The 13,974-nt window shown below is 68.9% G+C and carries 11 protein-coding genes; 4 read left to right on the top strand and 7 right to left on the bottom strand.

The genetic code is table 11. The features are described from left to right. Positions 1-22: 22 nt before the first annotated feature. The 6 genes from U4012_RS12075 to U4012_RS12050 form a co-directional block, all read right to left on the bottom strand. Complete coding sequence (locus tag U4012_RS12075; protein WP_124667450.1) at positions 23-1,162, bottom strand: enoyl-CoA hydratase/isomerase family protein; 1,140 nt, start codon at positions 1,160-1,162, stop codon at positions 23-25. After that, positions 1,159-1,950 (bottom strand): enoyl-CoA hydratase, encoded by a 792-nt coding sequence (locus tag U4012_RS12070; RefSeq protein WP_044846887.1) that lies wholly within the window; start codon positions 1,948-1,950, stop codon positions 1,159-1,161. Before U4012_RS12070 ends, U4012_RS12075 begins: the two co-directional genes overlap by 4 nt. Continuing rightward, positions 1,947-2,849 carry a 3-hydroxyisobutyrate dehydrogenase gene (gene mmsB / locus U4012_RS12065; RefSeq protein ID WP_044846886.1) on the bottom strand — a complete coding sequence of 301 codons (903 nt, stop codon included), beginning with the start codon at positions 2,847-2,849 and terminating at the stop codon, positions 1,947-1,949. Before mmsB ends, U4012_RS12070 begins: the two co-directional genes overlap by 4 nt. Positions 2,850-2,867: 18 nt before the next feature. Then, positions 2,868-4,397 (bottom strand): CoA-acylating methylmalonate-semialdehyde dehydrogenase, encoded by a 1,530-nt coding sequence (locus U4012_RS12060; RefSeq protein ID WP_321798722.1) that lies wholly within the window; start codon positions 4,395-4,397, stop codon positions 2,868-2,870. Between the two features lie 114 nt (positions 4,398-4,511). Next, positions 4,512-6,113, bottom strand: a complete 1,602-nt coding sequence (locus tag U4012_RS12055; protein ID WP_321798720.1) for an AMP-binding protein — start codon at positions 6,111-6,113, stop codon at positions 4,512-4,514. A gap of 300 nt (positions 6,114-6,413) precedes the next feature. Next, a complete protein-coding gene (locus U4012_RS12050) occupies positions 6,414-7,547 on the bottom strand; it encodes an acyl-CoA dehydrogenase family protein (RefSeq protein ID WP_321799038.1) in 1,134 nt (377 codons plus the stop codon). A 137-nt stretch (positions 7,548-7,684) separates the two neighbouring features. On the opposite strand from U4012_RS12050, the gene U4012_RS12045 reads away from it, so the two are divergent. The 3 genes from U4012_RS12045 (at position 7,685) to U4012_RS12035 (ending at position 11,170) form a co-directional block, all read left to right on the top strand. Continuing rightward, positions 7,685-8,719: an AraC family transcriptional regulator gene (locus tag U4012_RS12045; RefSeq protein ID WP_044846883.1), complete on the top strand. Its 1,035-nt coding sequence runs from the start codon at positions 7,685-7,687 to the stop codon at positions 8,717-8,719. A gap of 121 nt (positions 8,720-8,840) precedes the next feature. Then, on the top strand, positions 8,841-10,400 hold the full coding sequence (locus U4012_RS12040; RefSeq protein WP_321798718.1) for a nodulation protein NfeD: 1,560 nt from the start codon (positions 8,841-8,843) through the stop codon (positions 10,398-10,400). Beyond that, positions 10,397-11,170 carry a slipin family protein gene (locus tag U4012_RS12035; protein ID WP_044846881.1) on the top strand — a complete coding sequence of 258 codons (774 nt, stop codon included), beginning with the start codon at positions 10,397-10,399 and terminating at the stop codon, positions 11,168-11,170. The genes U4012_RS12040 and U4012_RS12035 overlap by 4 nt, the downstream gene beginning before the upstream one ends. Positions 11,171-11,275: 105 nt before the next feature. On the opposite strand, the gene U4012_RS12030 is transcribed toward U4012_RS12035, so the two are convergent. After that, on the bottom strand, positions 11,276-12,553 hold the full coding sequence (locus tag U4012_RS12030) for a haloacid dehalogenase-like hydrolase (protein WP_044846880.1): 1,278 nt from the start codon (positions 12,551-12,553) through the stop codon (positions 11,276-11,278). A gap of 498 nt (positions 12,554-13,051) precedes the next feature. Here U4012_RS12030 and U4012_RS12025 point away from each other — a divergent pair, with 498 nt between their 5' ends. Continuing rightward, positions 13,052-13,951 carry a M24 family metallopeptidase gene (locus U4012_RS12025; RefSeq protein WP_044846879.1) on the top strand — a complete coding sequence of 300 codons (900 nt, stop codon included), beginning with the start codon at positions 13,052-13,054 and terminating at the stop codon, positions 13,949-13,951. The last annotated feature ends 23 nt before the right edge of the window (positions 13,952-13,974 follow it).

Here is a 13,974-nt window from a genome sequence, read left to right as displayed (position 1 = left end):
GCGCCGGGCCGTCACGCGGCGCTCACGCCGCGCCGAGATCGGCGAGCGGATGGGCGAACAGCTTCCACGGCGACGTCAGGAAATGCCGCACGCGCTCGGCGCGCAGCTCGACGAGCGACGCCGGCGCCCAGCGCGGCTTGCGATCCTTGTCGACGAGATGCGCGCGCACGCCTTCGCAGAAGTCGCCCTCCTCGATCGCGCGCGCGACGATGCCGAGCTCCATCCGGAACGATTCGGCGAGCGTCATCTGCCGTCCGCGCAGCAGCGCTTCGCGCGTCACGCACAGCATCGTCGGCGAATGGCCGGCGAGTGCATCGAGCGTCGCCTGCAGCCATTGACGGTGCTCGCGCGACAGCTCGTCGCGCGCGAGCTCCTGCGTGAGCGTCGCGACGATCCGCTCGACGGTCGAGCGCTTGTCGAAGTGACGGACGATCCACGCCATCTGCGTATCGAGCGCCGCATGCGGCACGACGTTGCACGGCGGCTCGAACACCTTGCGCAGCGCCGGCAGCACGTCGCCGTCCCACTTGATGCTGTCGATGCGCGTCTCGAACGTATCGAGCCACGCCGACGGCACGCACAGATCCGCGAGTTTCGCGCTCAGCGCGTCGGCACCCGACAGCATCGCGCCCGTCAGCCCCACGTACAGTTCGAGCTCGACCGGCATGCGCGACAGGAAATGCGTCGCGCCGACGTCGGGCACGAGGCCGATGCGCGTCTCGGGCATCGCGATCTTGCTGCGCTCGGTCGCGACGCGCAGCGCCGCGCCTTGCGCGAGCCCCATTCCGCCGCCCATCGTCACGCCGTCCATCAGCGCGACCACCGGCTTCGGGAACGTGTGGATCGCGTAATCGAGCCGGTATTCGTCGACGAAGAACGGCAGCCAGGTCTCGCGCTGCGCGACCATTCGGTGCAGCGCTCGCACGTCGCCGCCCGCGCAGAAGCCCTTCTCGCCCGCACCGCGCAGCACGACCGCGACGATCTGGTCGTCGGTGCGGCAACGTTCGAGCAGCGCGGCCAGCTCGCCGATCATCGAATAGGACAACGCATTGAGCGCGGCCGGCCGGTTCAGCGTAATGAGCGCCACGCGGTTCACCACGCGAAACAGCACCTCCGGCGCGGGTTGCGCGAAGCTGTCATGAGTCGTCACCGGCGTGCTCATCGTTGCGGCTCCCCGTCGGTGTGCCATTGCGGCGCGCGCTTGCCGAGAAACGCGGCCACGCCCTCGCGCGGATCGTTGGTGTCGAACAGGTCGACGAAGCGCTCGCGCTCGACCGCGAGCGCCGCGCCACGCGGCACGCCGCGGCGCGCGAGGCCGATCAGCTCCTTGCTGTAGGCGACCGCATGCGGGCTCTGCCGCGCGACGTTGCGTGCGAGCGCCAGCGCCGCATCGCGGGCCGCGCCGCTTTCGACCACGTCCTCGACGAGGCCGATCCTGAGGGCCGTCGCCGCGTCGACGCGCGTGCCGGCCAGGATGATCTTCTTCGCCCAGCCTTCACCGACGAGCCAGGGCAGCGTCTGCGTGCCGAGCCCGCACGGCAGCAGGCCGACCGACGGCTCGGGCAGCGCCATCTGCGCGTGCGTCTCGGCGATCCGCAGGTCGCACGCGAGCGCGCATTCGAGGCCGCCGCCCATCGCATAGCCGTTGATCGCCGCGATCGTCACGACGCGCGCGTCGTGCAGCGCCTCGAATGCCGCGCCGAAACGCGCGGCCATCGCGCGCGCGACCGCGCGATCGCCGTCGGCGAACGTGTTCAGGTCCGCGCCCGCGCTGAAGAACTTCGGGCCGTCGCCGGTGATCACCAGCGCACGCACGCGCGGGTTCGCATTCAATTCGGCGACGGTGGCCTGCAGCTGCTGCAGCCCGTCGGCGGTGAAGGCGTTCGCGGGCGGACGCTTGAGCGTCGCGCACGCGATCGCGCCGTCGTCGACGTAGTCCAGTTCGATCATGAGGCGTCCTTCTTGGTGGCCGGTTGGTACAGGCGGATCACCGCCGAGAAATCGAGCTGCCCGTCGCCGCGGCTGCTCATCGTCTGGTACAGCTGCTGCGCGAGCGCACCGAGATAGACGGGCTGGCGCGCCTGCTTCGCGGCGTCGTTCGCAAGGCCGAGATCCTTCAGCATCAGGTCGGTGCCGAAGCCGCCGCTGTAGCCGCGCGACGACGGCGCGGTGTCGATCACGCCCGGATACGGGTTGTAGGTGTCCGAGCTCCAGCAGCGGCCCGTCGACGTGTTGACGATGCCGGCCAGCACCTTCGGGTCGATGCCGAGCGCGACGCCGAGCGACATCGCTTCCGACACGGCCGCCATCGAGATGCCGAGCACGAGGTTGTTGCAGACCTTCGCGACCTGCCCCATCCCCGTCGGCCCGCAGTGGACGATGTTCTTGCCCATGCCCGCGAGCACCGGCTTCACGCGCTCGAAATCCGCATCGCTGCCGCCGACCATGAAGGTCAAGGTGCCTGCCGCCGCGCCGCCGGTGCCGCCCGACACGGGCGCGTCGACGAACGCGCCGCCGTGCTCGCGCACGAGCGCGCCGAACGCCTGTGCGCTCGCCGGGTCGATCGTGCTCGAATCGATCACGGTCGCGCCGGCGCCGAGGCCGGCCAGCACGCCGTTCTCGCCGGCGAGCACCGAGCGCACGTGCGGCGCGGCCGGCAGCATCGTGATCACGAAGGCCGCGCCCGATGCCGCGTCGCGCGGCGATGCGGCGACCTGCGCGCCGGCGTCCTGCAGCGCGCGCAATGCGTCGGCGCTCAGGTCGAACGCATGCACTTCATGGCCGGCCTTCAACAGGTTCAGCGCCATCGGCGCCCCCATGTGGCCCAGTCCGATAAAACCGATCTTCATGTTCGTGTCCTCCGCGGCTCAATGCAGCCGGATCGTCGTGTTCACCGGGCCGGCCGTCGTGTCGTCGTCGAACCAGCGCGCGGTGACCGTCTTGGTCTGCGTGTAGAACTGCACGACCTGCTTGCCGTACGGGCCGAGATCGCCGAGCTTCGAGCCGCGCGAACCGGTGAAGCTGAAGAACGGCACCGGCACCGGGATCGGGATGTTGATGCCGACCTGGCCGACGTCGATCTCGCTCTGGAACTTGCGTGCCGCCGCGCCGCTCTGCGTGAAGATGCCCACGCCGTTGCCCATCGGGTTCGCGTTGACGAGCGCGATCGCTTCGTCGAGCGTGTCGGCTTCGAGCACGACCAGCACCGGACCGAAGATCTCGTGCGTGTAGATCGACATGTCGGTCTTTACGCCGGAGAAGATCGTCGGGCCGACGAAATTGCCCTCCTCGTAACCGGCCACCTTCACGTCGCGGCCGTCGAGCTCGAGCTTCGCGCCTTCCTTCACGCCCGCTTCGATCAGCGACAGGATGCGGGCCTTCGCTCCGCGCGACACGACCGGACCGACGTCGGTGCCGGCTTCCGCGCCCGCGTTCACCTTCAGCAGCTTCGCCTTCGCGACGAGATCGGGCAGCCAGTCGCGCGCCTCGCCGACCAGCACCGCGACCGACGTCGCCATGCAGCGCTGCCCGGCCGCGCCGAAGCCCGCGCCGACCAGCGCGTTGAGGGTCTGCTCGCGATTCGCATCGGGCAGCACCACCGCGTGGTTCTTCGCGCCCATCATCGACTGCACGCGCTTGCCGTGCTCGCTGCCGAGCTTGTACACGTGCGTGCCGACGGCCGTCGAACCGACGAACGAGATCGCCTTCACGAGCGGATGCGTGCAGATCGCGTCGACCACTTCCTTGCCGCCGTGCACGACGTTCAGCACGCCCTTCGGCACGCCGGCCTCGATCGCGAGTTCGACGAGCTCCATCGTCGACATCGGGTCTTGCTCGGACGGCTTCAGCACGAACGTGTTGCCGCATACGATCGCCATCGGGAACATCCACAGCGGAATCATCGCGGGGAAGTTGAACGGCGTGATGCCCGCACACACGCCGAGCGGCTGGCGCAGCGTGTAGGTGTCGACGCCGCCCGCGACGTTCTCCGCGAATTCGCCGAGCTGCAGCGTGCCGATCGAGCACGCATGCTCGACCACTTCGAGGCCGCGGAAGATGTCGCCTTCGGCATCGGGCAGCGTCTTGCCCTGCTCGGCCGTCAGCGTCTTCGCGATGCGCTGCAGGTTCGCGCGCACCAGATCCTGGAACTTCAGCATGATGCGCATGCGCGCGGCGATCGGCGTGTTCTTCCACGTCGCAAACGCGGCGTGCGCGGCCTGCACGGCCGCGTCGACTTCGGCGACGGTCGCGAACGGCACGCGCGCGAGGACCTGCTGCGTCGCCGGGTTGACGATGTCGCGCCACTCGCTCGTGGTGGACTCGACGAAGGCGCCGTCGATCAGCAGCTTGACCGTCGGCACGTCTTGCCCCGTGCGGGGCGTCGGATTCGCGTTCATCAGTGCACTCTCCTTGCAGTGGGCCGCATGGCGTGATGCCACGCGCGGCCGGTTCGGTTCAGTCCGGTGACGGGCGACGCACGGCAAAACGCGGCGCGCGCGGCCCGCGGCCGGTCATTTCAGTTCGGCGGCGAAATCTTCTTCCCAGTATTCGCCGGGCATCCGCGTGCTCGCATCGTCGCCGCGCTCGATCTCGCGGCGGCGCAGCTCGACGCGGCGGATCTTCCCCGAGATCGTCTTCGGCAATTCCGCGAACTGCAGGCGGCGGATGCGCTTGTACGGTGCGAGTTTTTCGCGCGAGAAGCGGAAGATCTCCAGCGCGAGCGCGGGGCTTTCCTCGTAGCCCTGGCGCAGCGTGATGAAAGTCTTCGGCACCGACAGCCGCAGCGGGTCCGGGCTCGGCACGACGGCCGCTTCCGCGATCGCCGGATGCTCGATCAGCACGCTTTCCAGTTCGAACGGGCTCAGCCGGTAGTCGGACGACTTGAACACGTCGTCCGCGCGGCCGATGTACACGTAGTAGCCGTCGTCGCCGCGCATCGCGATGTCCGACGTGCGGTAATGGCCGTCGCGCATCGCGTGGGCCGTCGCGTCGGGATTGTTCGCATAGCCGGGCAGCGGCCGCCCCATCGAGCCCGCGACGACCGGCTGGCCCGGCGTGTTGCCGATCAGGCAGGTCGTCTCGGTCTGGCCGTAGCCGTCGCGAATCGTGATGCCCCACGCCTTCTTCACGCGCTCGATGATCTCGGGATTGAGCGGCTCGCCCGCGCCGACGATCTCGCGCAGCTTCACGTCGAACGACGCAAGCGGCTGCTGCACGAGCATGCGCCACACGGTCGGCGGCGCGCACAGCGTGGTCACCTGGTATTTGACGAGTGCATCGAGCACGACCTTCGGCTCGAAGCGCGCGTAGTTGAACGCGAACACGCACGCCTGCGCATTCCACGGCGCGAAGAAGCAGCTCCATGCATGCTTCGCCCAGCCCGGCGAGCTGATGTTCCAGTGGATGTCGCCCGGCTGCAGGCCGACCCAGTACATCGTCGACAGGTGCCCGACCGGATAGGTGCGATGCGTGTGCTCGACGAGCTTCGGCTTCGACGTCGTGCCCGACGTGAAGTACAGCAGCATCGGATCGCTCGCGTGCGTGACGGCGTCCGGCTCGAACGCGGCGCTCGCCGCATAGCCGTCGTTCATCGCAAGCCAGCCCGCGCGCGGCGCGCCGGCGACGATCTTCTGCGCGAGGCCGAGATCGGCCTGTTCGAACTTCGCGGTTTCGTTCTCGTCGACGATCGCGTATTTCGCGCCGCCGATCTGCACGCGATCGCGCACGTCGTCGGCCGACAGCTGCGTGGTCGCGGGCAGCACGATCGCGCCGAGCTTCATCGCGGCGAGCATCGCGTCCCACAGTTCGACACGGTTCGGCAGCATCAGCAGGATCCGGTCGCCGCGCACGACGCCGATGCCGCGCAGCCAGTTCGCGATCCGCGACGAGCGCTCGGACATCTGCGCGAACGAATACGGGTCGCCCGTACCGGTCGCCGCATCGACGATCCACAGCGCGGGCTTGTCGTTGCCGCGCGCCATCGGGTCGAAGTAGTCGAGCGCCCAGTTGAACGCATCGAGCACCGGCCATTCGAAATCGCGGTAAGCGGTTTCGTAGTCGGTGCGATGGCGCAGCAGAAAGTCGCGTGCGTCCAGGAATGCCTGTACCGTCATCGTGTCGTCTCCTGTCTCCTGTCGACGTGAGTTAGCGCTTTAGCGCTTACTCACGTCCCATGCCTCGTGCGGTCGACGTGAGTTAGCGCTTTAGCGCTTACTCGCGTCCCATGCCTTGGCGAGTCTCCATGCCCAGCGGTCAACCGGGCACGCGCTGCAGCGAATGCCCGGTTCCGTATCGCGCGGCGCACGGTCACGTCGTTGCGTGCCGCGTTTGCCGCGCTGCCCTCGTGCCCTGTCTGTTTGCCTGCCTGTCTGTCTGGTTGTTTGCGTGGTTGTCGATGGCGCGCGCGTCGCGACTCAAAGCTGTCGCGCGATCACCATCCGCTGCACTTCGCTGGTGCCTTCGTAAATCTGCGTGATGCGCGCGTCGCGATAGTGACGCTCGACTTCGTAATCGACGAGGTAGCCATAACCGCCGTGGATCTGGATCGCGTCCGAGCACACGCGCTCGGCCATCTCGGACGCGAACAGCTTCGCCTGCGATGCTTCCGACAGGCACGGCAGCCCGGCGGTGCGCAGCTTCGCCGCGTGATGCACGAGCAGGCGCGCCGCGTTGATCTGGGTGGCCATGTCGGCGAGCTTCTGCTGGATCGCCTGGTGCTCGGCAAGCGGCTTGCCGAACTGCACGCGCTCGCCCGCATAGCGGCGCGCCTTGTCGAATGCGGCGCGCGCGATGCCGAGCGCCTGCGCGGCGATGCCGATGCGCCCGCCTTCCAGGTTCGACAGCGCGATCTTCAGCCCTTCGCCGCGATTGCCGAGCAGGTTCTCTTCCGGAATCGCGCAGTTCTCGAACGTGATCGGGCACGTATCGGATGCGCGGATGCCCATCTTCTTCTCCGGCTTGCCGACGATGAAGCCCGGCGTGTCGGTCGGCACCAGGAACGCGGAAATGCCGCGCTTGCCGGCTTCCGGGTCGGTCATGGCAAAAACGATCGCGACGCCGGCGCGCTGGCCGTTGGTCACGAACTGCTTCGCGCCGTTCAGCACCCACTTGCCGTCGCGCAGCTCCGCCCGCGTGCGCAGGTTGTGCGCCTCGGAGCCGGCCTGCGGCTCGGTCAGGCAGAACGCGCCGATGATGCGGCCCGCCGCCATCTCGGCCAGCCAGCGCTCCTTCTGCGCGGGCGTGCCGAAGCCGAGGATCGGCCCGCAGCCGACCGAGTTGTGCACGCTCATCATCGTCGCGCAGGCGGCGTCGCCCGCCGCGATCTCTTCCATCGCCAGCGCATAGGCGACGTAATCCGTGTACGCGCCGCCCAGCTCCTGCGGCACGATCATCCCGAGCAGGCCGAGTTCGCCGAGCTGCGCGACGACGGCGTCGGGCAGGTGCGCGTCGTGGTCCCACTGCGCGGCGTTCGGTGCCAGCACCTCGGTGGCAAAAGCGCGCGCGGCGTCGCGGATCATCCGCTGGTCTTCGGTGTAAAGCTCGTCCATGGCGCTGCTGTCTCCCGCGGCCGCGTGCCGCGACCGACCTTTCGTTTCGATGCAACAAGTGTAGGCAAGCGCGCGCGACTGTTCGATGCTCGCGCCGCTCATTTACACTGAGCGTTTTTGCCATACCGGCGGCTTCGATGAAGCAGGAAGAGAAGGGAACCGTCGCGATCAGCCTCGTCGCCTACAGCGTCGCGCTCGCCACCCGGCGCGGCGTCGCGGCCGAGCCGCTGCTCGCGCAGGCCGGCATCGCGCCCGCGCTGCTCGTGCAGCCGCGCGCGCGGGTGTCGGCGCAGCAATACGGTGCGCTGTGGAACGCGATTGCGCGCGCGCTCGACGACGAGTTTTTCGGGCAGGATCGCCACCCGATGCGCAGCGGCAGCTTCATCGCGATGAGCCAGGCCGCGCTGTCCGCGCAGGACGGGCTGCACGCGATGGCGCGCGCGGTGAATTTCATGCACTGCGTGCTCGACGACCTGCACGCGGAGCTCGACGCCAACCCGCAGCGCGTGCGGCTGCGCTTCGTGCACCGCAACAGCGCCGCGGCGCCCGCGATGTTTACGTACGCGACCTATTTCATCATCGTGTACGGGCTCACCTGCTGGCTGATCGGGCGGCGCATCCCGGTGCTGCACGCGAGCTTCCGCTGCGACACGCCGCCGGCCGACCACGAATACCCGTCGATGCTGTGCGACGACATGCGCTTCAACCAGCCCGATTCGTATGTCGATTTCGATCCCGAATTCGCGACGCTGCCGGTCGTGCAGAACGCGAAGACGCTGAAGACCTTCCTGCGCAATGCGCCGGCCAGCTTCATCGTCAAGTACCGCAACCCGAACGCGCTCGCGCAGCGCGTGCGCACGGTGCTGCGCGGGATGCCGCCCGCCGCGTGGCCCGGCGCCGGCGGGATGGCCGCGCGGCTGCATGTGGCCGAAGCGACGCTGCGCCGCAAGCTGCACCAGGAAGGCCACGCGTACCAGTCGATCAAGGACACGCTGCGGCGCGACCTCGCGTTCGAGGCGCTGGCCGATCCGGCGCGAACCATCGCCGACGTTGCCGCCGCCGCCGGTTTCGCGGAACCGAGCGCGTTCTACCGCGCGTTTCGCAAATGGAGCGGGCGCAGCCCGGCCGAGTACCGGGAAGAAGCGCTCGCGCGGGGCGGCGCCGCCGGCTGAGTGCGCGGCCGGCGGCACCGCCTTCGCGCTTTCCGCCGAAACCGCCTAATCTTCAAATATCGGGCCAACGCCCTTTCCGCGAGCCGGACGGCGTGCGGCCGCGCGCCGCCCGGACGCCTCGATGCGCATTCACCGTCATGGGCCACCGCCGGCACCTGCATCGCCCGGCGGCCGCCCCCGTCACCCGCTGTCCGCGCGGGTCGCGCGCGCCGCGCTGTTCGCGGCGCTGCTCGTCGTGTGCGCGGCGGTTGCCGCGCCGCCTCCCGCCACCCAGCCCGCCACCGCACCCGCCACCGCGCCGCCGGTCGTCGTGATTCCGGTCAACGGCGCGATCGGGCCGGCCAGCGCCGACTTCATCGTCCGCTCGCTCGACCGCGCGGCGCGCGAGCACGCGCCGCTCGCGATCCTGCAACTCGATACGCCCGGCGGGCTCGACACGTCGATGCGGCTGATCATCAAGGCGATCCTCGGCTCGCCGGTGCCGGTCGCCGCGTTCGTCGCGCCGGGTGGCGCACGGGCCGCGAGCGCCGGTACCTATATCGTCTACGCAAGCCACATTGCCGCGATGGCGCCCGGCACCAATCTCGGCGCGGCATCGCCGGTGCAGTTCGGCATCGGCGGTGGCGCGCCGGGAGCGCCAGGTGCGACGAAGCCGTCGCCGGCCGGCGCGTCCGGCGCATCCGCAACGCCAGCCGAGTTGCCGAACGACACGCAGTCGACCGAGATCCGCAAGGCGACCCAGGACGCCGCCGCGTACATCCGCGGCCTCGCGCAGTTGCGCGGACGCAATGCCGAGTGGGCCGAGCGCGCGGTGCGCGAGGCGTTGAGCCTGTCGGCAACGGAGGCGCGCGCGCAGCATGTCGTCGACCTGGTCGCGCAGGACCCGGCCGACCTCGCGCGCCAGCTCGACGGGCGCACCGTGACGACGACCGCCGGCACGCTGCACCTCGCGACCGCGCATGCGCCGCTCGTCGTGCTGGCGCCCGACTGGCGCAGCCGCTTCCTGTCGATCATCACCGATCCGAACGTCGCGCTGATCCTGCTGACGATCGGCATCTACGGGCTGTTCTTCGAGTTCGCGAATCCCGGCTTCGTGCTGCCGGGCGTCGCCGGCACCATCTGCCTGCTGATCGGGCTGTTCGCGATGCAGTTGCTGCCGGTCAGCTATGCGGGGCTCGGGCTCGTGCTGCTCGGGCTCGGCTGCCTCGTCGCCGAGGCGTTCCTGCCGACCTTCGGCGTGCTCGGATTCGGCGGGATCGTCGCCTTCACGATCGGCGCGCTGATGCTGATCGACACCGACGTGCCCGGCTACGGCATTCCGTGGCCGGTGATCGTGGGCCTCGCGGCCGGCGGCGGGCTGCTCGTCGCCGTCGTGTCGAGCGTCGCGCTGCGCGCGCGGCGGCGGCCGGTGGTGACGGGCGCCGAGGCGATGGTCGGCAGCATCGGCGAAGTGCTCGACGACGGCCTGCACGCCGACCAGCCGCAGGGCGCGACCGGCGCCGCACCGTCGGCGGCGGGCTGGGCGCGCGTGCACGGCGAGCGCTGGCGCGTCGCGAGCAGCACGCCGCTGGCCGCCGGTTGCCGCGTGCGCGTGACCGGCCGCCACGGGCTGACGCTCACCGTCGCGCCGCTCTACGACGTGCCGGCACACGAACAACAACACCAGGGAGCACCGTCATGATGGGCTACACGTTTGGCTTCAGCAGCGTCCTGATCGTCTTCGTCGTGGTGCTCGTCGCATCGTCGATCCGCATCTTCCGCGAGTACGAGCGCGGCGTCGTCTTCATGCTCGGTCGATTCTGGAAGGTGAAGGGGCCGGGGCTCGTGCTGATCATCCCGATCGTCCAGCAGGTCGTGCGGATCGACCTGCGCACCGTCGTGTTCGACGTGCCCGCGCAGGACGTGATCACGCGCGACAACGTGTCGGTGAAGGTCAATGCGGTCGTGTATTTCCGCGTCGTCGATCCGGAGAAGGCCGTGATCCAGGTCGCGCGCTTCTTCGAGGCGACGAGCCAGCTCGCGCAGACGACGCTGCGCGCGGTGCTCGGCAAGCACGAGCTCGACGCGTTGCTCGCCGAACGCGAGCAGTTGAATGCCGACATCCAGAAGACGCTCGACGCGCAGACCGATGCGTGGGGCATCAAGGTGTCGACGGTCGAGATCAAGCACGTCGACCTGAACGAGACGATGATCCGCGCGATCGCGCGGCAGGCCGAGGCCGAACGCGAGCGGCGCGCGAAGGTGATCCATGCGGAAGGCGAACTGCAGGCGTCGGAGAAGCTGCTGCAGGCCGCGCAGCGGCTCGCGCTGCAGCCGCAGGCGATGCAGCTGCGCTACCTGCAGACACTGACGACGATCGCGGCGGACAAGAATTCGACGATCGTGTTTCCGCTGCCGGTGGATCTGCTGGGGGCGTTGCTGGAGCGATTGAGGCCGCCGCGCGAGCAGTGAGACGGGCGCCCGAGCGACGCCGCGGCCGATGCCGACGGGCGACGCTCGGGCGCGGGGCCGCCGCGGCCGGAAACCGGATGCCGGATGCCCGTCGCCCGGCCCGCGTCAGGCCAACAGCTTGCGGTCGGTCTTGCCGTACTTGATCGACTTCTCGTCCGGGATCATCAGCCCCGTGTGCTCGTCGCGGCCCTGCAGCAGGAAGCGCGCGTCCGGCTTGCCGATCTGCTCGGCCGCGAGCTTGCTGTCCGCGCCGATCTCGCCCTTCTTCATCCGGTTCACGATCACGCCGGCCGCGGTGTCCTTGAAGTCGCGCAGCATCCACGCGTCGCCGTCGCTGTCGCCGAACACCAGCAGCGGGCCGTAGCCCTTCTTCGACGCGAGGACGTTGCGGATGCCCACCGTCTTGCCGGGCCCCCAGTTGAAATGCCAGCCGGCCGGATAGGTGCTCGTGTACTTGCCGTCCTGCATGTCGAGACGCAGGCCGATCACGTTCTCGGGCGGCACGCCGTAACCATAGTTCGGATTGCCGGCGAATACGCGCACGACATCGTCGAGCGACGCGGTGCTCACGTACACGTCGATGCCGTTCGCACGCAGCGTATGCATCACCGCGCGGATTTCCTCGTGAATGCGGATGCCGTGGAAATGCGTGTCGGCCACCACGCCGGCCTTGCCCGGCAGCGCTTTCGGGCTTTCGTAGCGGACCTTGCGCAGCGCGTCGCCGATCCCGTAGTTGTTCGACGCTTCCGCCATCGCCTGCAGCTCGGCGGTCGTCATGTTCTTGTAGAAATAGATGATCCACTTGTAGCCGACTTCGAGCGGATGCGTATCGCAGATCGCGTCGTACATGAAGTACAGCTTCGCGCGAAAATCCTTGAACTGGTCGGTCTCGCGAATCTCGTCGAGGCTCTTGTCGCCGCCGAAACCCTTGTAGTTCGCGTAGAGCCAGCGGTAGTCGGACTCGACGTCGGCGGCGAGATCCTCCATCGTCACCGGCTTGCCGTCGACGGTCGTGTAGTCCTTCATGAACGCGCCCTTCGGCACGTCCTTCCACATCACGCCGACGAACTCGTCCGGCGTCAGCTTGTACTGCAGATGGTTGATCTGGTACATCAGCAACGCTTCTTCGCAGTCGTTCATGATGCACGTGTTGTCCCAGTCGAACACCGCGTACGGGCGGCGCTTCCCGTCGTAGCGCGCGCTCGCGACGCCGTGCTGGTCGAGTACCGCCTGCAGGCGCGCGGCGTTGAACGGCGACCAGCGGCCCGGGTCCAGCGCGTCCGGCGCGGTCGCGCTCTTCGCGCCGGCCATGCCGGCCTTGAGCATCAGCGGCGTCGCAGCGGTCGCCGCGGCAAGGGTGTTCATGAACTTGCGGCGTTGCATGGTCTGTCTCCGTAGGAAGGTCGAATCGGCTTCGGTCGCTGCCCCCGCGCGACGCGCGGCACACCGGCCCCGCGAAGCCGCGAAGGCTTCGAATCGGGGGCGAATGATGTGACGAAATTATTTCGGCAATTTGACAGCGTCGCGCCGCGACACGACAGGGAGTTGATCCAGCGCGACATGCCAGGCCCGCGCCGCGGCCTCGCGTGGCGCTCCCCGGCCGGCTGCCCCGCTCGGGATGCGTGTGCCCGACGGCCGTCCGCCCCGATCGCCGCCAACCTAGAGCTTCCCCTCCATTTCGGCCTTCATTAGGAGAAATCCTCACCTCCGCGCCACGTCGAACCCGCTATGATCTTTACATCGACCAATGACACATTAAATGCTGACTGAATAACCCGCCGCCGGATCACCGGCGGATGCATTCCGGATCAGCGCCCCAGCCTTGCACCGGACCCGCGTCGCGCCGAGGCGCGAACGCGGGCCGACACATGGAGACGCATCATGACCGCCCACCATCCGCTGCCGGAAGTCCACCTCGACGAGCTGCCGCAATTCCGCGCGGTCCAGCAGCTTGCATACCGCTGCGTCGAGACCGTCGGCGCGATGCTCTACCCCGGCATCACCGAGAAGGAAGCCGCGCGCCTGCTGACCGAATGGCTGCAGGACAACGGCGTGCACGACTGGCTGCACAAGCCGTTCGCGTGGTTCGGCGACCGCACCGCGTTCCAGGGCTTCTCGGGCCTGAAGCACATGGGCGGCTTCAACCTCGCGTTCTTCCCGAGCAACCGCCAGCTCGAAACCGACATGCCGGTGATCCTCGACGTCGCGCCCGTGCTCGACGGGATCGTCGCGGACGTCGGCTACGCGCACTGCCTCGGCCACAACCCGATCCTCGAACAGCTGCAGGACGACCTGATGGACCATCGCGACCTGATCGTGCAGCTCGTGAAGGCGCGTCGTCCGATGGCCGAGGTCGCACAGGCGGTCGACGCGCTGTGCCGTCGCCAGGGCGTCGAGCCGCGCCACAAGGCCTATCCGTTCAAGGTGCTCGCGCATCGCGTCGCGAAGATCCACAAGCTGTCGAAGCCGCGCTTCGTCGCACGCTTCGGGCTGAACGCGACACGCAACCTGCTGCTCGACCAGGGCCGCGCAGCGAAGCAGCAGGGCTGGTCGCCGCTGTGGTCGATCGACCGCCGCTCCGAGCACGCGCCCGTGCCGGGCCTGTGGGCCGTGGAGCCGCATCTCGGCTTCGCCGGCGTCGGCGCGAAATTCGAGGAACTGCTGGTGATCACCGACGACGACGCGTACTGGCTCGACGACGACCTGCCGCACGTGCGCCGCTGGCAGCGCCGCCAGGCCGAACGCGCGCCGGCCGTCGCGACCGTGCAGGCCGCCGCCTGACTCACACGCGTTGCGCCTTCCTC

This window comes from Burkholderia sp. BCC1988, from assembly GCF_905339895.1.
GTDB lineage: Bacteria > Pseudomonadota > Gammaproteobacteria > Burkholderiales > Burkholderiaceae > Burkholderia.
Note: the sequence above shows the minus strand (reverse complement) of the source record. Positions and strands in the feature narration are given on the sequence as shown.

What these genes read in the sequence shown, in the direction of transcription:
- U4012_RS12075 (WP_124667450.1), bottom strand. Translation starts at nt 1,162, where the DNA reads ATGAGCACGCCGGTGACGACTCATGACAGCTTCGCGCAACCCGCGCCG.
- U4012_RS12070 (WP_044846887.1), bottom strand. Translation starts at nt 1,950, where the DNA reads ATGATCGAACTGGACTACGTCGACGACGGCGCGATCGCGTGCGCGACG.
- mmsB (WP_044846886.1), bottom strand. Translation starts at nt 2,849, where the DNA reads ATGAAGATCGGTTTTATCGGACTGGGCCACATGGGGGCGCCGATGGCG.
- U4012_RS12060 (WP_321798722.1), bottom strand. Translation starts at nt 4,397, where the DNA reads ATGAACGCGAATCCGACGCCCCGCACGGGGCAAGACGTGCCGACGGTC.
- U4012_RS12055 (WP_321798720.1), bottom strand. Translation starts at nt 6,113, where the DNA reads ATGACGGTACAGGCATTCCTGGACGCACGCGACTTTCTGCTGCGCCAT.
- U4012_RS12050 (WP_321799038.1), bottom strand. Translation starts at nt 7,547, where the DNA reads ATGGACGAGCTTTACACCGAAGACCAGCGGATGATCCGCGACGCCGCG.
- U4012_RS12045 (WP_044846883.1), top strand. Translation starts at nt 7,685, where the DNA reads ATGAAGCAGGAAGAGAAGGGAACCGTCGCGATCAGCCTCGTCGCCTAC.
- U4012_RS12040 (WP_321798718.1), top strand. Translation starts at nt 8,841, where the DNA reads ATGCGCATTCACCGTCATGGGCCACCGCCGGCACCTGCATCGCCCGGC.
- U4012_RS12035 (WP_044846881.1), top strand. Translation starts at nt 10,397, where the DNA reads ATGATGGGCTACACGTTTGGCTTCAGCAGCGTCCTGATCGTCTTCGTC.
- U4012_RS12030 (WP_044846880.1), bottom strand. Translation starts at nt 12,553, where the DNA reads ATGCAACGCCGCAAGTTCATGAACACCCTTGCCGCGGCGACCGCTGCG.
- U4012_RS12025 (WP_044846879.1), top strand. Translation starts at nt 13,052, where the DNA reads ATGACCGCCCACCATCCGCTGCCGGAAGTCCACCTCGACGAGCTGCCG.